Annotated in this window: 20 protein-coding genes; 12 read left to right on the top strand and 8 right to left on the bottom strand. The window is 66.4% G+C overall.

What is annotated here, in order from left to right:
* Positions 1–62: 62 nt before the first annotated feature.
* Positions 63–791: an NIPSNAP family protein gene (locus tag H6844_00860; protein MCB9927956.1), complete on the bottom strand. Its 729-nt coding sequence runs from the start codon at positions 789–791 to the stop codon at positions 63–65.
* Between the two features lie 96 nt (positions 792–887).
* Here H6844_00860 and H6844_00855 point away from each other — a divergent pair, with 96 nt between their 5' ends.
* Entirely contained in the window at positions 888–1,589 is a 702-nt protein-coding gene (locus H6844_00855) for a dienelactone hydrolase family protein (protein ID MCB9927955.1), read from the top strand.
* Positions 1,590–1,680: 91 nt separating this feature from the next.
* Here the strand turns inward: H6844_00855 and H6844_00850 are convergent, their stop codons facing one another.
* From H6844_00850 to H6844_00835, 4 genes are all read right to left on the bottom strand, one after another.
* Positions 1,681–2,064: a DUF1232 domain-containing protein gene (locus tag H6844_00850; GenBank protein MCB9927954.1), complete on the bottom strand. Its 384-nt coding sequence runs from the start codon at positions 2,062–2,064 to the stop codon at positions 1,681–1,683.
* A gap of 174 nt (positions 2,065–2,238) precedes the next feature.
* On the bottom strand, positions 2,239–3,495 hold the full coding sequence (gene rho / locus H6844_00845; protein ID MCB9927953.1) for a transcription termination factor Rho: 1,257 nt from the start codon (positions 3,493–3,495) through the stop codon (positions 2,239–2,241).
* 239 nt (positions 3,496–3,734) lie between these two features.
* Complete coding sequence (gene hemJ, locus H6844_00840) at positions 3,735–4,184, bottom strand: protoporphyrinogen oxidase HemJ (protein MCB9927952.1); 450 nt, start codon at positions 4,182–4,184, stop codon at positions 3,735–3,737.
* A gap of 1 nt (position 4,185) precedes the next feature.
* Positions 4,186–5,268: a uroporphyrinogen decarboxylase gene (locus H6844_00835; protein MCB9927951.1), complete on the bottom strand. Its 1,083-nt coding sequence runs from the start codon at positions 5,266–5,268 to the stop codon at positions 4,186–4,188.
* Between the two features lie 434 nt (positions 5,269–5,702).
* On the opposite strand from H6844_00835, the gene H6844_00830 reads away from it, so the two are divergent.
* From H6844_00830 to dnaQ, 5 genes are read left to right on the top strand one after another with little or no spacing between them, the layout of a single operon-like run.
* Positions 5,703–6,545, top strand: coding sequence for a kinase/pyrophosphorylase (locus H6844_00830; protein ID MCB9927950.1), 843 nt, complete (start codon positions 5,703–5,705; stop codon positions 6,543–6,545).
* The gene (locus H6844_00825) at positions 6,542–7,135 is read left to right on the top strand and encodes a Maf family protein (GenBank protein MCB9927949.1); all 594 of its coding nucleotides are present in this window, start codon (positions 6,542–6,544) and stop codon (positions 7,133–7,135) included. Before H6844_00830 ends, H6844_00825 begins: the two co-directional genes overlap by 4 nt.
* Entirely contained in the window at positions 7,132–7,977 is an 846-nt protein-coding gene (locus H6844_00820; protein MCB9927948.1) for a shikimate dehydrogenase, read from the top strand. The genes H6844_00825 and H6844_00820 overlap by 4 nt, the downstream gene beginning before the upstream one ends.
* Positions 7,978–8,018: 41 nt before the next feature.
* Complete coding sequence (gene coaE / locus H6844_00815; GenBank protein MCB9927947.1) at positions 8,019–8,576, top strand: dephospho-CoA kinase; 558 nt, start codon at positions 8,019–8,021, stop codon at positions 8,574–8,576.
* 24 nt (positions 8,577–8,600) lie between these two features.
* Positions 8,601–9,332 carry a DNA polymerase III subunit epsilon gene (gene dnaQ, locus H6844_00810; protein ID MCB9927946.1) on the top strand — a complete coding sequence of 244 codons (732 nt, stop codon included), beginning with the start codon at positions 8,601–8,603 and terminating at the stop codon, positions 9,330–9,332.
* A 218-nt stretch (positions 9,333–9,550) separates the two neighbouring features.
* Here the strand turns inward: dnaQ and secB are convergent, their stop codons facing one another.
* Both secB and H6844_00800 read right to left on the bottom strand, forming a co-directional pair.
* Positions 9,551–10,063 (bottom strand): protein-export chaperone SecB, encoded by a 513-nt coding sequence (gene secB, locus H6844_00805; GenBank protein MCB9927945.1) that lies wholly within the window; start codon positions 10,061–10,063, stop codon positions 9,551–9,553.
* Between the two features lie 107 nt (positions 10,064–10,170).
* Positions 10,171–10,725: an FxsA family protein gene (locus H6844_00800; protein MCB9927944.1), complete on the bottom strand. Its 555-nt coding sequence runs from the start codon at positions 10,723–10,725 to the stop codon at positions 10,171–10,173.
* Between the two features lie 151 nt (positions 10,726–10,876).
* Here H6844_00800 and H6844_00795 point away from each other — a divergent pair, with 151 nt between their 5' ends.
* From H6844_00795 to H6844_00770, 6 genes are read left to right on the top strand one after another with little or no spacing between them, the layout of a single operon-like run.
* The gene (locus tag H6844_00795; GenBank protein MCB9927943.1) at positions 10,877–11,557 is read left to right on the top strand and encodes a Tim44 domain-containing protein; all 681 of its coding nucleotides are present in this window, start codon (positions 10,877–10,879) and stop codon (positions 11,555–11,557) included.
* Between the two features lie 16 nt (positions 11,558–11,573).
* A complete protein-coding gene (locus H6844_00790; GenBank protein ID MCB9927942.1) occupies positions 11,574–12,677 on the top strand; it encodes an MltA domain-containing protein in 1,104 nt (367 codons plus the stop codon).
* A 51-nt stretch (positions 12,678–12,728) separates the two neighbouring features.
* On the top strand, positions 12,729–13,358 hold the full coding sequence (locus tag H6844_00785; protein ID MCB9927941.1) for a glutathione S-transferase family protein: 630 nt from the start codon (positions 12,729–12,731) through the stop codon (positions 13,356–13,358).
* A gap of 43 nt (positions 13,359–13,401) precedes the next feature.
* Positions 13,402–13,848 (top strand): hypothetical protein, encoded by a 447-nt coding sequence (locus H6844_00780; protein MCB9927940.1) that lies wholly within the window; start codon positions 13,402–13,404, stop codon positions 13,846–13,848.
* A gap of 3 nt (positions 13,849–13,851) precedes the next feature.
* A complete protein-coding gene (locus tag H6844_00775; protein ID MCB9927939.1) occupies positions 13,852–14,439 on the top strand; it encodes a Smr/MutS family protein in 588 nt (195 codons plus the stop codon).
* Positions 14,440–14,452: 13 nt separating this feature from the next.
* Entirely contained in the window at positions 14,453–15,742 is a 1,290-nt protein-coding gene (locus H6844_00770; GenBank protein MCB9927938.1) for an RsmB/NOP family class I SAM-dependent RNA methyltransferase, read from the top strand.
* A gap of 178 nt (positions 15,743–15,920) precedes the next feature.
* Here the strand turns inward: H6844_00770 and H6844_00765 are convergent, their stop codons facing one another.
* Complete coding sequence (locus tag H6844_00765; GenBank protein ID MCB9927937.1) at positions 15,921–18,296, bottom strand: xanthine dehydrogenase family protein molybdopterin-binding subunit; 2,376 nt, start codon at positions 18,294–18,296, stop codon at positions 15,921–15,923.
* Positions 18,297–18,311 lie beyond the last annotated feature (15 nt).

Here is an 18,311-nt window from a genome sequence, read left to right as displayed (position 1 = left end):
GGGTCGAGGCGCAAGGCCCAAACGGATTTTCGGCCCTCAGCCTACCACCGGCCCCTTGCCGTTTACTGCAACGGCGAGTGGGCCGACGGCAGCATCAGAACATTGTTCATTTCCTCGATCAGTGGCCCGCCTTCCTTCAGGAACGCCCGCCAGTCCGCGTCCTCGGTGGCTGCGGTGCGGGCCTGCATGCGCGCGGCGAAATCCTTGTAGGCCCAGATATGGCAGACCTCGTTCGGCTGGCCCGCCTCGGTGGTCCAGAGGCCGACGATCTTGGAATATTTCTCGCGCACGGTCAGCGCCTTGGTGAACAGGTCGAGCCAGCGTTTCATTGCTCCGACCTGCAATCGGTAATAGCGGAACTCGTACAGATTGCTGGCGTCCACCGGCGCCACCGGCCCGATGATCGGGTTCAGCAGACGAATGTCCTGGCGCAGGATAATCGGCCGGATCAAAGGCAAATATTCCTTTCCCCAGCGCTCGTTCTGGGCCAGCGCCTTCCGCCGCTCTTCCCGGTGGGCGAAGCTGTCATAGCTCCACAAATGCATGACCTGGTTCAGCGGACCCACTTCGGGCACCCAATAGCCTTCCAGCTTGCCGTACTCGTCGCCGCGAATATCGCGGGCGACGGTGCCGGAATTCTTGGCGGCGAGCGGGGCCTGGCCGGCGCGAAACGTGTAGGTGCGAAGTTCGTGCAGCACGGGACGATCATCCTCTGACTCGGAAAAGCGGAACGCCGCAGTCTCGCCCCGCACTTGGCGGCGCGCAAGAAACTTCCTCTGCCGCAGGTCCATCGGTCCGGCATGTCCGAAGCCGGAGATTGCACCCCTACCGCGGAACCCGCATAGTCGCGCGGCAACCCTCATTCTATCCGTTGCAGGAGGTTCCCCATGCTCAACTGGGTCCAAATTCCCGCCCATGACGGCGGCTCGTTCGACGCCCATCTGGTGCGCCCCGCCGGCGGCACTGCCGCCGGGGTCGTCGTCTGCATTCAGGAGATTTTCGGCGTCAACCATGCCATGCGCGACATCGCCCAGGATTGGGCCAGCAAGGGCTATATCGCCATCGCACCCGACCTGTTCTGGCGCCAGGAACCGCATGTGGACATCACCGATGCCACTGATGAGGAATGGAAAAAGGCCTTCGAACTCTATCAGGGCTTCGACGTCGAGAACGGCATTGCCGACCTGAAAGCCACCGTTGCCTATGCCCGCAAGCTCGACGGCAGCAATGGCAAGGTCGGCACGGTCGGCTTCTGCCTGGGCGGCAAGCTCGCCTATCTGATGGCCTGCCGGTCCGATGCCGACTGCAATATCGGCTATTACGGCGTCGGCATCGAAGAAGCCCTGAACGAGGCCGCCAATATCAAGGCGCCGCTCGTGCTGCACATCGCCGAAGAAGACGGGTTCGTCCCGAAAGAGGCCCAGGCCAAGGTCAAGGCCGGGCTGGCAGGCAACGCACATGCCACCGTCTACAGCTATCCCGGCATGGACCATGCCTTTGCCCGCATCGGCGGCAAACCCTACAACAAGGACAATGCCGATCTGGCCAACGGCCGCACGGCCGAGGTGTTCGCCAAAACCTTGAAATAACCGGAAATAAATCCTCTATGGACCGCCCCCGGCAGTCGCAAACTGGCGGTCGGGGCGGTTCCCCTACCGACAAAACCGGCAACGCACGAAATCAGACGCCGGCAAACATCGCCAGGCCAATCGCCAGTGCCAATGCCAGCCAGAGAAGCAGAACCGGCACCAGTCCCGCCCGGCTGACCGGCAACCGTTCGCCCGCCCGCCTCGCCGCTTCAGCCCGCAAATCCGCCATGACCGGCCCCGGTATGAACCGGACGGCCAGCAAAACGACCGCCGGCACCAGAACAAGATCATCCAACTGACCCAAAACCGGAATAAAATCCGGGATCAGGTCGATCGGGCTCAAGGCATAGGCCAGGGCCAACACGACCAGGGCCTTGGCAAGCCATGGCACCCGTGGATCGCGGGCCGCCAGACACAGCACCCAGATATCCCGTTTGATCCGGTCCATCCAGGCCCTTACGGATGGCGCCAACATTCGGCTCCTCGCACTGCGATCCGCTTCTCACCGACCCAATGTCCATTTGAGCCCGCTGTCGCAGACAGCGGCACCGAGGTTGGAGGGGATCAGAACCGCCCCCGCCCATACTCCCGCTCAGAGCCGGAAACCGATCCGCAGACGATGGCCCGCGCTTGCCGATACCGACTGCAATTACTGGTTCATGGCCTGGAAGAAATCCGTGTTGCTCTTGCTTTCCTTCAGCTTGGTCAGCAGGAAGTCCATGGCGTCCTGCGGCCCCATCGGCATCAGCACGCGGCGCAGCACCCACATTTTCTGCAGATCCTGGCGGCTGACCAGCAATTCTTCCTTGCGGGTGCCGGACTTGCCGATGTCGATCGCCGGCCAGGTCCGCTTGTCCGCCAGCTTGCGGTCCAGCACGATTTCGCTGTTGCCGGTGCCCTTGAACTCTTCGAAAATCACCTCGTCCATGCGGCTGCCGGTGTCGATCAGCGCGGTGGCGATGATCGAGAGCGAGCCGCCTTCCTCGATATTGCGCGCGGCACCGAAAAAGCGCTTCGGCCGCTGCAGGGCGTTGGCGTCGACACCGCCGGTCAGCACCTTGCCGGAGGACGGCACGACGGTGTTGTAGGCCCGGGCCAGACGGGTGATCGAGTCCAGCAGGATCACCACATCGCGCTTGTACTCAACCAGACGCTTCGCCTTTTCCAGCACCATTTCCGTGACTTGCACGTGACGCGCCGCCGGCTCGTCAAAGGTGGAAGAGATCACCTCGCCATTGACCGAGCGCTGCATGTCCGTGACTTCCTCCGGCCGCTCGTCGATCAGCAGCACGATGAGGTAGACGTCCGGATTGTTCTCGGCGATGGCGTGGGCGATGTTCTGCAACATCACCGTCTTGCCGCTGCGGGGCGGTGCGACGATCAAGGCGCGCTGGCCCTTGCCCAGCGGCGAGATCAGGTCGATCACCCGAGTGGTGGCGCCGTTCTCGCTGGGCTTGTCGAACTCCAGCTTCAGCTTTTCTTCCGGATAGAGCGGCGTCAGATTGTCGAAATTGATGCGATGACGCACCTTTTCCGGCTGTTCGAAATTGATCGCGTTGACCTTGACCAGCGCGAAATAGCGCTCGCCCGGCTTCGGCGCCCGAATTTCGCCTTCGACCGTGTCGCCGGTGCGCAGGCCGAAGCGGCGCACCTGGCTCGGCGAAAGGTAGATGTCGTCCGGTCCGGGCAAATAGTTCGAGTCCGGCGAGCGCAAAAAGCCGAACCCGTCGGGCAGGACTTCCAGCACACCGTCGCCGGTGATCGTCACTTCGCGGTCGGCCAGTTGCTTGAGAACCGAGAACATCATGTCCTGCTTGCGCAGGGTGCTGGCGTTCTCGATCTCCAACTCTTCGGCAAGTTCCAGCAACTCGGCCGGCGTCTTGCGCTTCAATTCCTGGAGATTCATCGTCTGCGTCAAAGGTTGCAGCACGGCGGAAACTTCTCGATTTTGCGTATGGGGTATCACCGGCGGCGCGCGCGGAGGATGGGCTGCCAACGGTGATCAAGAGGAAAGACGGTCCGGCAGAGACAGGGCTGGCGCCCTTCGCTTCATGAGGCGCTCTGCCCGAGACAGACCTGTGCCAAGCATGTAGGTGCTGTCGCCGTCAACGTCAAACATATTTCGACATCGGCCGGCGGAAACCGTCAGAACGGGCGCACCACCACCATGATGACGATCACGATCATGGCCAGGGCCGGCACCTCGTTGGCGATGCGATAAACCCGCGGCCGCCGCCTGGGCCGGTCGTCCCGGAAATGCTGGTACCAGACCGCATAGGCGTGATGCATCGCGGTCAGCACCGCAATGCCGCCGAATTTCACGTAAATCCAGCCCGCCGACCAATCGACCAGGCCCGGGGTGAACAGCAGCGACACACCGAACAGATAGGCCGCCACCATGGCCGGATTCATGATCGCCCGCAACAGCCGGCGCTCCATCACCTTGAACCGCTCGCTGGCCTCGCTGCCGGGCGCGGCCTCGCAATGATAGACGAACAGCCGCGGCAAATAGAGCAGGCCCGCCATCCAGGCAATGACCGAGATGATGTGCAGCGCCTTGGTCCAGGGATAGAGGCTCGCCAGAAAATCCGTCATCTCAGGCCGCCCCGCGCACCAGGGCCACAAGCTCCGCCACATGGTCCGGCGGCGTTTCCGGCGTGATGCCATGGCCGAGATTGAAGATATGCCGGCCCTTGCCGCCCAGATTCATGGCGATGTCCCGCACCGCAGCCCGCATCGCCTCGCCGCCGGCGATCAGCACGGCAGGGTCGAGATTGCCCTGCACCACCGCATGCGGCTGCAACACGCTGGCGGCCCAGGCCGGCGCCACGGAACTGTCGATGCCAATCGCGGCAAACGCGCCATTCGCGGCGTAGCGCGCCAGCAACGGCCCCGCCGCCCGCGGAAACATCAGGCAGGGCACGTGCGGATACCGCTCGGCCAGCGCACTGGCAATGGCGACGCAAGGAGCCAGGCTCCAGCGCTCCATGCCGTCGGCGGTCAGGGCGCCGGCCCAGCTGTCGAATAGCTGGTAAGCCTCGGCCCCGGCCTCGATCTGGGCGGCCAGATACTCGATGGTCGTCTCGACCAGCACGTCGATCAGGCGCTGGAAGCCGGCCGGGTCGCCATAGGCCCATTGTCGGCTGCGCATATGATCGCGGCTGCCACCGCCCTCGATCAGATAGGTCAGCACGGTCCAGGGCGCGCCGGCAAAGCCGATGAGCGTGGTTTGGGCCGGCAGTTCCGCCTTCACCCGGCGCACCGTCTCGGCCACCGGCGCCGTGATCTGCTGCCAGCCATCGCGAACCGCGAGGTCATCGACCCGTTCCAGCGGTTCGAACACCGGCCCGCGCCCTTCCACGAACCGCACCGTGCGGCCCAGCGCATGCGGCAACAACAGGATGTCGGCAAAGAGAATGGCGCCGTCCATGCCAAAGCGGCGGATCGGTTGCAGCGTCGCCTCGGCCGCCAATTCGGGCGACAGGCAGAAATGGACGAAGTCTTTCGCCTCGGCCCGCAGCGCCCGGTATTCCGGCAGATAGCGGCCGGCCTGGCGCATGAGCCAGATCGGCGGGGCCGATCCGCTGGGTGTCGATCCGTTCGGGGCGGCGCCGGACAGGGTCTCAAGCAGGAGTTTTGGCACGATGGTCTCGAACCTCCGACCGGTCGGGGCGCCCAACCGGATGGGGTCCGCCGCCGGTTTCCAGTTACAACTAGAGTTATAAATTGGTTGTTGTGGTTGCTGGCCGGTGGAAACGGTGAATCCCCGTGATTGCGAGCCGGTGCGAACAAAGCCGGGGATGGGTTCTGGCCTGTGTATAATTCGGTGAATTGTGTGTATAAACCGGCCAAATCGCCTCTCCGTGCCAGAGTCGCAGGGCGGATTCCGGTCGAGCCGATGGGGATAATCGGGGACGAATCGCCATCCGAACGGATTGTCCCCAGGTTTTCCCGCTGGGGATGAGCACGGGATGGAAGCTGCAGCACGGGGATGAAAATTGCGGTTGGGGAAAACCGCACTATGCTGTCAACACCTCCGCGGATTTTGTCCCCAACTCTATCCCCGCCTGCCGTCGCCCGTCCGATTTGAGCCGTGTCCTTCCGAGTTTTCACGTGAAACATCTCGACCTTCACCTTGTTTCCGACGCCACCGGCGACACCGTGCGCAGCGTTGCGCGCGCCTGCCTCGTGCAATTCGAGGGTGTGGAGGCGACCGAGCATTTCTGGGTTCTGGTGCGCAGCCCGGCGCAGATGGAGCGGGTGATCGACGGCATTGCCGCCCATCCGGGGCTGGTGCTCTGCACCGTGGTCGATGAGAGCCTGCGCGGTGCGCTCGAAGCGGCCTGCCGGCAGATGGGTTTGCCGTTCGTGGCGCTGCTGGACCCGGTGATCAACGCCATTGCCGGTCATGTCGGCGGCCAGTCCCGCGGCTTGCCGGGCCGTCAGCACGAGCTGGACGCGGCCTATTTCCGCCGCATCGAGGCCATGCACTACACCATGGCCCATGACGACGGCCAGGCGACCGAGGATCTGGACGACGCCGACATTGTGCTGGTCGGCGTCTCGCGCACGTCGAAAACGCCAACCTGCATCTATCTCGCCAATCGGGGGTTGAAGGCGGCGAATGTGCCGTTCGTGCCGGACATCGCCTTGCCAAAGGCGCTGTCGATGGTGACCCGGCCGCTGGTGATCGGCCTGACCGTGCATCCGAACCGGCTGGTGCAGATTCGCCGCAACCGCCTGTTGATGCTGCACGAGGATGCGGAGACCTCGTATATCGACACCGAACGGGTCGAGCGCGAAGTGCGCGAGGCGCGCCGCTTTTTCCTGTCGAAAAACTGGCCGGTGATCGACGTAACCCGACGTTCGATCGAGGAAACCGCGGCGGCGATCATTCAACTCTACGAGCAACGGACGGGTTCCTCTTCCGTCCAGGATGCGGAGGACAAGGCGTGAAACTGGTTCTGGCCTCCGGCAGCGCGGTGCGGGCCACCTTGCTGCGCAATGCCGGGCTCGATTTCGCCGTCATCCGGCCGGACGTCGACGAAACGGTCATCAAGCAGGCCGGCGAGCGTGCCGGCAAGACGGTGGAAGCGGTGGCGGCTGATCTCGCTGCGGCCAAGGCGGCGGTGGTCGCGGCCCAGGCGCCGGATGCCATCGTCATTGCCGCCGATCAGATGATGGAGTGCGATGGCGCCTGGTTCGACAAGCCGGCCGACCTCGCCGAGGCCCGTGCGCGGTTGCTGGACCTTGCCGGCCGGGCGCATCGGCTCATCACCGCCGTCGACATGCGGCGGGGCGAGCGGGTGTTGTGTCGCCACACCGCCATCGCCACCCTGACCATGCGGCCGTTCGGCGAGGCGTTCGTGGATCATTATTTGGGGCTTGCCGGCGACGCGGTCTGCCAGTCGGTCGGCGCCTACCAGCTCGAAGGGCCGGGTGCCTTGCTGTTCGACCGGGTCGAGGGCGATTTTTTCACCATTTTGGGCCTGCCGCTGCTGACGGTCCTTGCGACCCTGCGCCAGGAGGGAGCCATCCCCGCATGAGCATTTCCGGAGCCGCGCGCCTTGCCGGAGTCATGGGCTGGCCGATTGCCCACTCCCGCTCGCCGCATATTCACGGCTATTGGCTGGAACGCTATCGCATCGATGGCGCCTATGTGCCGCTGGCCATCCGCCCGGAGCATCTGGCCGAGGCGTTTGCCGCCCTGCCCAAGGTCGGATTTCGCGGCTGGAACATCACCCTGCCGCACAAGGAGGCCGCCCGCCGTCTGGTCGACAGTGTGACACCGGCGGCGGAGCGCATTGGCGCGGTCAACACGGTGACGGTGCAGGCCGACGGCAGCCTGTCCGGCGACAATACCGATGCCTTCGGGTTCCTGGCCCATATCGACCAGTCGGTGCCGGACTGGCCGCGCGCGCGGCCGGCCCTGGTGCTGGGCGCGGGCGGTGCCGCACGGGCCGTGATCTTCGCCCTGCTGGAAGCGGGTGTGCCGGAGGTGCGGCTCTGCAACCGCACCTTGGCGCGGGCAGAGGCGCTGGCCGCCGACAACGGTCCCGCGGTTCGGCCGGTGCGGTGGGAGGATCGGGAAGCGGCCATGGACGGGGCCGGTCTGGTGGTCAACACCACCTCGCTCGGCATGCACGGCCAGCCGCCGCTGGAGGTGCGGCTGGAAGCGCTGCCGGTGGATGCGGTGGTGAACGACATCGTCTATGTGCCGCTCGAAACGCCACTGCTTGCCGCCGCTGCCGCGCGCGGCTTGCGCACGGTGGATGGCCTGGGGATGCTGCTGCACCAGGCCCGGCCCGGGTTCGAACGCTGGTTCGGCCACCGGCCGGAGGTCACGCCGGATCTGCATGCCACGATTGTGAGGGATTTGTTGTCGTGAAACGCTCGGTTTTCGTCATCGGCCTGACCGGCTCCATCGGCATGGGCAAGAGCACTGCGGCGGCCATGTTGCGTCAGATGGGCTTGCCGATTTTCGATGCGGATGCGACGGTCCATCAATTGATGGCCAGGGGCGGGTCCGCCGTTGCCGCGGTCGAGGAGGCCTTTCCCGGCGTTGTCGTCGATGGCGCGGTCAGCCGGCCGGAACTCGGCAAGCGGGTGTTCGGCGACACGGCCGCGTTGCGCCGGCTGGAGCGGATTCTACACCCGCGGGTCGGCGACGCCGAGCGGGCGTTCCTCGCCCGGGTGGCGCGCCGCAGGCAGCGCTTTGCGGTGCGGGACGTGCCGTTGTTGTTCGAGACCGGCGGCGACAAGCGCTGCGACGCCACCATTGTCGTCTCCGCACCGGCGCATATCCAGCGCGCCCGCGTTCTCGCCCGGCCGGGTGCGACGGAGGAGCGGCTGCAACAGGTGCTGGCAAAACAGATGCCGGACGCGCGCAAGCGCCGGCTGGCGGACTATGTCGTGCCCTCGGGCCTCGGCCGCCGCGTGACGCGCGAGGCGCTGGCCGCGGTGCTGCGCGATCTCGGCGCCCGTTAAACCCTCGGTTCAGGAGGCCCAGCCATGCGCGAAATCGTGCTCGACACCGAAACCACCGGCCTGGACCCGTTGCAGGGCGACCGGGTGGTGGAGATCGCAGCGCTCGAACTGCGCAATCACGTGCCGACCGGCGCCTTCTACCATTGTTATCTGAACCCGGAACGGGACATGCCGCAGGAGGCGTTTGCGGTCCACGGCCTTTCCGAGCAGTTTCTGGCCGACAAACCCTTGTTTCGGGCCGAAGTGAAGCTGTTTCTGGACTTCATCGCCGACGCGCCGCTGGTGATCCACAACGGCGCGTTCGACCTGAAATTCCTGAACGCGGAACTGGCGCGCCTGAAACGGCCCGGCCTGTCGCAGGACCGGCTGATCGACACGCTGCTGATGGCGCGCAAGCGCTTCCCCGGCGCGCCGGCCAGCCTGGACGCGCTCTGCCGCCGCTTCAATGTCGACCTGTCCGTGCGCACCCTGCACGGCGCGTTGGTCGACTGCCAGTTGCTGGCGGAGGTGTATCTGGAATTGGTCGGCGGGCGGCAACCGGGCTTTGCCCTGGCTGCCGAACCGCGCCCGGCGGCCCGGAGCGAGTCGGTCGACGGCGACGCCATGCGGCTGGCCGGTCCGGTGGAAACCGTCGCCGCACGGCCGCCGCGCCCCCACGCCCCGACTGCGGCGGAAGCGGAGGCCCACCGGGCCTTTGTCGCCGACGGGCTGAAAAACGCCCTCTGGCTGCGCGGCGAGGCGGAAAAGACGGCCTGAGGGGAGACAGCCTGAAAAAAAACCGCCCGATCCAAGCGACCGGGCGGCGTTTCGGCGTGATGCGCCTGGGGTAGAGCGAGGTCTTTTCCCGCTGGCTCACCAGCCCATCTCCCCCTGTCCTCGCGGAAGCGGGAGATGGGGCAGGAAAGTGGGTCAACCAGTGCCGAAAGCGCTCTCAGCTCCGGCGGCCAAACCCTTCGGTTCAGCCGCTCGGTGCATCAGATCGCGTTGTCAGCCCCGCCGGCCTGGCCGGCCTGGGCTTCGCGCTGGGCGGCCTGCTGGGCCGCCATCTGCTGATAGAGCGCGACGAAGTTGACGGGGTTCAGCAGCAGCGGCGGGAATCCGCCGTCACGGGTGGCGTTGGCGATGATCCCGCGGGCGAAGGGAAACAGCATGCGCGGCGCTTCGATCATGACCAGCGGCGAAATCTGTTCCTGCGGCACGATTGCGTTGACCTGACAGATGCCGGCATAGACCAGTTCCACCTCGAAAATGGTGCGGCTGTCTTTTTCCGCCTTGGCCCCCAGGCGCAGCAACACCTCGAACTGGCGCTCGCCCAGCTGGTTGGCGTCGACATTCATGTCGACGGTGATGCTCGGGCTTTGCGCCATGTCGGTCAGGCTTTGCGGCGCGTTCGGGTTCTCGAACGAGAAGTCTTTGACGTACTGAACCGAAATGGCCAGCGGCGACTCGGGAGACGCGGCGGGATTGGGCGGGGTCGGCGTGTTCATGGGATCGACTGTCCTGGTGGTGGGGCGTTCGCCCTCGGGATCGGGGCGGGCCCGGGAATCGGCACAGTGGCGCTAGCATGGGGCCGGACGGCGCCTCAACTAGGCGTTTAGCCGCGATCCGGGCCTTCGATCCGTCCCTTTTGCCAGGGGTTGCGGCCCGGCCGCTCCGGCTGCTCCGGCGGCGAGCCGGGGGAGGTGGTGGCCGGCGGCGAGCCCGGATTGACCACCTCATAGTCCGCGTCGATGGTGTCGTCGTCCGGGGGATAGCGATAGCTGCCGCTATAGGTGCGCCCGCCGCCGGTCCAGGTGGAATGCATCCGCACCTTGGCTGCCATGACGCGCCCCAGCGCGTCGCCGGTCCAGGGCAACAGCAGCAGCAGCCCGATGGCATCGGTGATGAAGCCCGGCACGATCATGCACACGCCGGCAAACGCCAGGCGGATGCCGGTGAGGATGGCACCGACCGGAAGCTCGCCCGCGTCCTGGGCTTCCTGCGCCCGCGCGATGGCGGCGAGGCCTTGCTGGCGCACCAGTATGATACCGATCATGGCGCTCAGAAAAATCCAGCCAACCACCCACCACAGGCCAAGGGCGTCGCCGGCCATGACCAGAAGGACAATCTCGAGAATCGGCAGTCCGATAAACAGGAAAAACGGGAGCATGCTTGCCCTTTCAGGGGTGACGGACTATGTATGATATAATACCGGGGCGGTTATTTGCACCCTCTCCGGTTTTGGTTCCGGGGTCAAACCCGCCAACGATGGCGGCTCCGGGATTTGGTGGTACGGCGACGGTCGTCTTGGAGCGGTAAATATGGACGCCGGATCGGCATTTCTCGAAATTCTGTTCTTTGGCATGGTGGCGGCCTTCCTCGTCATCCGGCTGCGCAGCGTGCTGGGCCGTCGCATGGGCCATGAACGCGATCCGCAGGCCAAGGGAGATCGGTCGGGCCCGACCGAACGCGCCAAGGGCAAGGCCGCGGCCGACGACAACGTGATCGCCATGCCGGGACCGCGCAACCTGCCGAGCGATCCCCTGGAGCGGGGCCTCGCCGAAATCCGGCGCGCCGACCGCTCGTTCGATCCGGACGCGTTTGCGACCGGCGCCAGGACCGCGTTCGAGCTGATCGTCAGCGCCTTCGCCAATGGCGACCGCGACACGCTGCGTTCGCTGACGAGCAGTGGCGTCTACACCACGCTCGACAGCGAGATGACGCGGCGCGAGCGGGCGGGCGAGACGCTGGAAGCCACGCTGGTCCGCATTCGCGAGGCCAAGATTGTCGAGGCGCAGCTGGACGGGTCCATGGCCCAGGTGACGCTGCGGATCGAGTCCGAGCAGATCAAGGTGGTCCGCAATGGCGAGGGCCATGCGATCCAGGGTCAGCATGGAACCATCGAGTCGGTGACCGATGTCTGGGCCTTCGGGCGCGACGTCCGGTCGGGCGATCCGAACTGGACGCTGGTCGAAATCCAGGACGTGCCCGCAGACGCCTGACGGTCCGTTGCCTGTCATGAAACACCCGGAAACGCACGGCGCGGGCCGCCTGGCTTGTCGGTTCGCCCGGCCGTTGCTGGGGGCGGCCCTGTTGCTGCTGGCCGCCTGTGCGCCCTCGGACCGCCCGCTGCCGCGCCAGCCGGCGGTGCAACCGGCACCGGCTTCCCCGCATGCGCTGAGTTCGCTGCCCGGCTGGGGCCGGGACACGAACCTTTCGCAATGGTTACAGGCCTGGAAGCGCTCCTGCGCGCGCCGGCCGTGGCAAGGCCGTCCGGGTGTCGTCGATGCGGCGGCCTGGCAGGCGGTTTGCACGGCGGCGGAGAAGCGCCGGCACGTGGATTCCGCCTGGATCGCCCGGCATTTCCGCGTCGGTCGGATGGAGGAATCGGCCCTCGTCACGGGCTATTTCGAACCCAGCCTGACCGGCGCGCGCGTGCGCAGTCCCGCCTTTCCGGTGCCGCTCTACCGCCCGCCGGCGGATCCGGCGCTGGCGGGCCTCGACCGCACCGCCATCGACCGCGGCAGCTTGGCGGGGCGAGGGCTGGAACTGGCCTGGCTCGCCGATCCGGTCGACGCCTTCTTTCTGCATATTCAGGGGTCCGGGCGCATCGTGTTTCCCGACGGCAGCGCCGCGCGGGTCGGCTTTGCCGGCGCCAATGGCCGGCCCTATCATGCCATCGGTCGTGATCTGGTGGCGGACGGCGAAATTTCTCGCGAGGCGGTGTCGATGCAGTCCATCGCCGCTTGGCTGCGCGCCCATCCGGTCGAGGCGCCGGCCATGATGCAGCGCAATCCGCGCTATATCTATTTCCGCTGGATCGACGGCGACGGCCCGGTCGGTGCCGGAGGTATGGCGTTGACGCCGGAGCGCTCGCTGGCGGTCGATCCGACCCGCATCGCCTATGGTTTGCCGGTCTGGCTCGACGTGGAAGGTCCGGGCGGGCCGGACGACTCCCGCCTGCAAACGCTGACCGTCGCCCAGGACACCGGCAGCGCCATCCGCGGCGCCGGGCGGGCCGATCTGTTCTGGGGCGCCGGGCAGCGGGCAGCCGATCTTGCCGGTCGCATGCAGTCGCGGGGTCGGCTATACGTGCTGCTGCCGCGTCGCGCGGCGCCCTGAGTGGCGGCCTAGCGCTGCCGCCTGCCAACGATCGACCGAGGGATGGAACGCATGTTGAAGATTCTGGGCCGGAACAATTCCAGCAATGTCATGAAGGTGACCTGGGCCGCGGCGGAGATGGGCGTGCCGTTCGAGCGGGCGGATATCGGCGGCGAGTTCGGCGGCAACGACCAGCCGGACTATCTGGCCATGAACCCGAACGGCCGCGTGCCCACCATTATCGACGGGGATCTGGTGCTGTGGGAATCGAACGCCATCGTCCGCTACCTGACCGCCAAGCACGATTTCGGCGGCCTGTATCCGGAGGATCTGGCCGTCCGCGCCGACCTCGACCGCTGGATGGACTGGCAGCAGACGACGCTGGCACCGGCCATGCGCGACGTGTTCTGGGGCCTGATCCGCACCGCGCCGGACAAGCAGAACTGGGACTCGATCCGTGCGGGCATCAAGGCCTCCGCCGCGGCGTTCCGCATGCTGGATGCCCGGCTCGAAGGGCGGGATTTCGTGGGCGGCGACCGCCTGACCATGGCGGAATTTCCCTTTGGCAGCATGGTGCATCGCTGGTTCGGCATGCCGATCGAGAACCGGCCGGAGGATATGGCCAATCTGCGCGCCTGGTATGACCGGCTCCTGACCCGGCCGGCCTTCCGCGCCCACATCTCCGACATTCCCATCACCTGAGCGGTCACGGGCGAGCCGAACGGTGAACGAGGCGAGTGCGGTTGTGGACGACGATCAGTCCCTGTTCGAGCGCATCTGGTACGCGGAGCGGGACCGGCTGCTGCTGATCGGCGTCGATCTGCGCCACTACAACCGCAAGGACTCGCCCACCCACAGTGCGTTCGACAACGGCTTGCCGCTGGTGGCGACGCTCTGCTGCACGGCAAGCGCCTGGATGCTGGGCGGTTGGATCTGGGGCCTCGCCATCCTGGCGAGCGGCATCATTCTGACGCTGACCACCCTGAATGTCTGGGTCATGCATCGGCTGCGCCAGCGCACGCTGGCCCTGGCCCTGGGCGGGTTGGCTGGCTGGCAGGAAGCGTGGCGCTATGGCGGCATCACGCTCCGCCTTGCGGCCGACGGCCGGCCGGACAACGGGCCCGAGGCGAATGCGCCCGCCGACGACTGGCGCATCTTCGCCTGGCGCTATCTGCCGGACACCGTGGACTAGGCCATGGCACCCCGGCGACTGAGTCTGGAGGAACGCGATCTTTGGCAGCGGGTGGCGCAGTCGGTGACGCCGTTGCGGCGCCGGACACTGGTGCCGTCGGTCGGTCCGGAACGGCATGAGCGCCATACCGCGCCGGCGCCCGAACCCACACCGACGGTTGCGGCGGCGAAACCCCGAACGGCCGAGGCGCCGGCATCCGCTCGACAAATCTCGACGAAAATCCCGGTCATGGGCCTGGACAAACGCACGGCTCAGCGCCTACGTAAGGGAAAAATGCCGATCGAAGGGCGGCTGGACCTCCATGGAATGACACAAAAAGAAGCGCACCAGGCGCTCAATCGCTTCGTTGCGGCCAGTCGAACGATGAACCGTCGTTTGGTTTTGGTGATCACCGGCAAGGGGTGGGATCCAATGGCATCGCGGCGGGAGGATGCCGTGGGTGTGCTCCGGCGGAGTGTCCCGCGTTGGCTGGAGACGCCGCCATTAAATCAACACGTTGCTGCGATAACGGATGCACATGCGAAAGATGGGGGATCTGGCGCGTTGTATGTACTGTTACGGCGTCATCGCCGAGCGGCGCCCCTAACCTGAGAATGAGTTCAGCATGACGCCAGCAGCCCGCGTCGCCACCTCCATCGAAATCCTGACCGCTGTCGCGTCCAGCGACTTACCTGCCGATCGCGTTGTCAGCAACCAGCTTCGGTTCCGCCGCTTTATGGGGTCGCGCGACCGCAACGTGGTGGCGAACCAGGTGTTCCGGGTCCTCCGCCACCGTTCGCGCTATGACTGGTGGCTGGCCCAGGCGAAACTGCCGCCCATGCCGCGCGGCTGGGTCATCATCGACCAGGCGGTCCACGCTCCCAGCCTGTTCAACAGTTCCTTCACCGGCGGCCGCTATGGCGCCCGACCGTTGAATGCCGCCGAGGCGCAGTTGGCGCTCGCGGTGATCAACCATGGCCTGATGCCGAAGGAAATGCCCTGGCACATCCGCCTGGAAGTGCCGGAATGGGCGGCGGCGGAGCTGGAACGCTCGCTGGGCGACCGGGTCGAAGAGGAACTGGCGGCGATGCTCGACCAGGCGCCGCTCGACCTGCGCGCGAACACGCTCATGATCGAGCGCGGCGCGGCCATGGCCGCGCTGGCCGAGGAAGGCATTCTCAGCCGGCCGACCCGGCACTCGCCCCTGGGCATTCGCGTCGAGGGCCGGCCGCCGCTGGGCGCCGTGCAGGCCTTCCGCAAGGGTCTGGTGGAGGTGCAGGACGAGGGCTCGCAGCTGCTCTCGCAGTTGGTGGATGCCCATGCCGGCATGCATGTGCTGGATCTCTGCGCCGGCGCGGGCGGCAAGAGCCTGGCGTTGGCGGCAATGATGGACAATCGCGGCCGCATCTCCGCCTGCGACATCTACGAGCACAAGCTGGAACGTGCGCGCGAGCGCATGCGCCGGGCGGGCGTGCAGAATTCCCGCTGCCGCCTGATCACCGGCACCAGCGACCCGTGGCTGAAGCGGCACAAATGGGATTTCGACCGGGTTCTGGTCGATGCGCCCTGTTCCGGCACCGGCACCTGGCGCCGCAATCCGGATGCCCGCTGGGGCTCCAAGGGCACCAATCTGGATGAGATCACGGCCATCCAGACGTCGCTGCTGCACCGCGGCTCTTCGCTGGTGAAGCCCGGCGGTCGGGTGATTTACGGCACCTGCTCGATCCTGATGCGCGAGAACGACGATGTGATCGCGCAGTTCCTGGAAGAGCACGACGATTTCTTTGTCGTCCCGGCCTCGGACATCCTGCCCGATGTCGCCACCGGCGATTTCATGAAGCTGACCCCGGCCCAGCACGACACCGACGGCTTTTTCGGCGCCGTGCTGCAACGCAAGGACGACGCGCCGGCCTAGGGCCGATGACCACTGGCATTCCTGCCCCCGCGCTTATGAGCGTCATTGCGAGGCGCCCGTAGGGCAACGAAGCAATCCAGACCGTCACCTCGACATGGGACCGCGGTTCCTGGATTGCTTCGCCCTTTGGGCTCGCAATGACGCCAAGAGTAAGATACCCGACGCCGTATCTGCGGGATCAGGCGGCCTTGGCCGCGCGGATCGCCTCCCAGACGCGCAGCGGCGTCGCCGGCATGTCGATGTGATTGATGCCGTATTCGTGGCGCAGCGCATCCACCAGCGCGTTCATGATGCTGGGCATGGCGCCGGCGCATCCGGCCTCGCCGCAACCCTTGACGCCCAGCAGGTTCGTCTTCGCCGGCACACCGTGATAGGCGATGTCCATCCATGGCATGTCGTCCGCCCGCGGCAGGGCGTAGTCCATGAACGAGCCGGTCTGCGGCTGGCCGTCCGCGTCATAGACCACCCGCTCCAGCAGCGCCTGGCCCAGGCCCTGGGCGACGCCGCCATGGGCCTGCCCGCCCACCAGCATCGGGTTCACCACCACGCCGAAATCGTTGACCATGCTGTATTTCACCACGCGCGTGACGCCGGTTTCGGGGTCAACCTCCACCTCGGCGATGTGGCAGCCGTTCGGGTAGGCGAAGGGCGGCGAGTCCGCCACGTGCGCGACCGACAGGGTCTGCGGCCCGTCCGGCGGCAGGTCCAGATCGCCGGCGCGCAGTTTCTCGGCCAACTCCATCAGGCCGATACGCCGGTCGGTGCCGACGATTTCGAACATGCCGCCCTGCGGTCCGATGTGGAACTCGATGTCGGCGGCCGAGGCCTCCAGCAGATGCGCGGCGATCTTGGTGCCATTCTCCTTCACCAACTCGCCGGCCTCGACGATGGCCTGGCCGGAAAACATCATCGAGCGCGAGCCGCCGGTGCCGCTGCCGGCCAGCAGTTCGTCCGAGTCGCCCTGCAACAGGCGGATGCGGTCGAACGGAATGCCGAGCCGCGACGACAGCACCTGCGCGAACGGCGTCGCATGGCCCTGGCCGTAGTCGAGCGTGCCGGTGATGATGGTCACCGTGCCGTCGTCCTCGAAGCGGATGCCGCCCATTTCCTTCGACGGCGGCCCGGTCACCTCCAGATACTGGCCGATGCCGATGCCGCGGATCAGGCCGCGCTTGCGGCTTTCCTGGCGCCGGGCCTCGAAGCCGTCATAGTCCGCCGCCGCCAGCGCCTTGTCGAGCAGCACCGTGAAGTCGCCGCTGTCATAGACCGTGCCGGCGGGCGTGGTGTAGGGGAACTGCTCCGGCCGGATATGGTTGCGCTTGCGGATTTCCACCTTGTCGATGCCGAGGGCGTGCGCCGCCTCGTCCAGCAGGCGTTCGACATAATAGTTGTTCTCCGGCCGTCCGGCGCCGCGATAGGGGCCGACGGGCGAGGCGTTGGTGAACACCGCCTTGGTGTTGATATCCTGCAAGGGCGTGGCATAGACGCTGATGCAGTTCTTCACGACATTGCCCGTCGGTTGCATCACCGTGCCGTTGTGCAGGTTGGCGCCGATATTGCCATAGCCCTCGATCCGGATGGCGGTGATATGGCCGTCGCGGTCGAAGGCCATGGACTGGCGCATCTCGTGCGCGCGGCCGTGGCTGTCCGACAGGAACGAGCCCGAGCGCTCGTCGGTCCATTTCACCGGCCGGCCCAGTTGCTTGGCCGCGAACAGGATGGCGACGGACTCCGGATAGACAGCGGATTTCATGCCGAACGAGCCGCCGACATTGCCGATCAGCACCCGCACCTGCTCGCGCTCCACCTTCAGCACGTTGGCCAGATTGTTCCGCATCGGGAAGGCGCCCTGGCAGCCGAGCCGCAGCGTGTAGTGATCGCGGGCCGGGTCGTATTCGGCCAGGGCGGCCCGCGGTTCCATGGCGGCGACGACCACGCGCGGGTTGTCGATGGCCATGGAGGTCACATGCGCGGCCGCGGCGAACGCCTTGTCGACCGCGTCCGTGTCGCCGTGGTGGAAGTCCAGCACCACATTGCCGGGCGTGGCGTCATAGAGCTGCGGCGCGCCCGGCTCGACCGCGTCGACGGCACGGGTGACGGCCGGCAGTTGCTCGATGTCGACGAACACCGCCTCCGCTGCGTCCTTGGCCTGGGCGATGGTCTCGGCGACCACCAGGGCGACCGGGTCGCCCACATAGCGCACCTTGTCGACCGTCAGCGGCGGATGGACCGGTTTCGGCATGTCCGAGCCGTCGCGTTGCTTGAAGCTCATGCCCGTGCCCATGCGGTCCAGGCCCGCGGCGATCAGGTCGTGGCCGGTATAGACCGCCAGCACGCCCGGCATGGCCTTGGCGTCGTCGGTCTCGATGCCCCGGATGATGCCGTGGGCGATGGGGGAGCGCACCACCACCGCATGGGCCTGGCCCGGCAGGTTCAGGTCGTCGGTATAGCGGCCCAGCCCGCGCACCAGCGTCGGGTCTTCCTTGCGCGGCACCGGCTGGCCGATGGCGAATTTCTCGAACCCGACATCCATCACGTCGACGGAATCGTTCATGAGATCGGTCCTCTT

Source organism: Alphaproteobacteria bacterium, from assembly GCA_020638555.1.
GTDB lineage: Bacteria > Pseudomonadota > Alphaproteobacteria > Bin95 > Bin95 > JACKII01.
This window is presented reverse-complemented; position numbering and strand designations above follow the sequence as displayed.

Coding starts and splice junctions, on each gene's coding strand:
- H6844_00860 (MCB9927956.1), bottom strand. CDS start 791: ATGGACCTGCGGCAGAGGAAGTTTCTTGCGCGCCGCCAAGTGCGGGGC.
- H6844_00855 (MCB9927955.1), top strand. CDS start 888: ATGCTCAACTGGGTCCAAATTCCCGCCCATGACGGCGGCTCGTTCGAC.
- H6844_00850 (MCB9927954.1), bottom strand. CDS start 2,064: ATGTTGGCGCCATCCGTAAGGGCCTGGATGGACCGGATCAAACGGGAT.
- rho (MCB9927953.1), bottom strand. CDS start 3,495: ATGAATCTCCAGGAATTGAAGCGCAAGACGCCGGCCGAGTTGCTGGAA.
- hemJ (MCB9927952.1), bottom strand. CDS start 4,184: ATGACGGATTTTCTGGCGAGCCTCTATCCCTGGACCAAGGCGCTGCAC.
- H6844_00820 (MCB9927948.1), top strand. CDS start 7,132: ATGAGCATTTCCGGAGCCGCGCGCCTTGCCGGAGTCATGGGCTGGCCG.
- coaE (MCB9927947.1), top strand. CDS start 8,019: ATGGGCAAGAGCACTGCGGCGGCCATGTTGCGTCAGATGGGCTTGCCG.
- dnaQ (MCB9927946.1), top strand. CDS start 8,601: ATGCGCGAAATCGTGCTCGACACCGAAACCACCGGCCTGGACCCGTTG.
- secB (MCB9927945.1), bottom strand. CDS start 10,063: ATGAACACGCCGACCCCGCCCAATCCCGCCGCGTCTCCCGAGTCGCCG.
- H6844_00800 (MCB9927944.1), bottom strand. CDS start 10,725: ATGCTCCCGTTTTTCCTGTTTATCGGACTGCCGATTCTCGAGATTGTC.
- H6844_00795 (MCB9927943.1), top strand. CDS start 10,877: ATGGACGCCGGATCGGCATTTCTCGAAATTCTGTTCTTTGGCATGGTG.
- H6844_00790 (MCB9927942.1), top strand. CDS start 11,574: ATGAAACACCCGGAAACGCACGGCGCGGGCCGCCTGGCTTGTCGGTTC.
- H6844_00785 (MCB9927941.1), top strand. CDS start 12,729: ATGTTGAAGATTCTGGGCCGGAACAATTCCAGCAATGTCATGAAGGTG.
- H6844_00775 (MCB9927939.1), top strand. CDS start 13,852: ATGGCACCCCGGCGACTGAGTCTGGAGGAACGCGATCTTTGGCAGCGG.
- H6844_00770 (MCB9927938.1), top strand. CDS start 14,453: ATGACGCCAGCAGCCCGCGTCGCCACCTCCATCGAAATCCTGACCGCT.
- H6844_00765 (MCB9927937.1), bottom strand. CDS start 18,296: ATGAACGATTCCGTCGACGTGATGGATGTCGGGTTCGAGAAATTCGCC.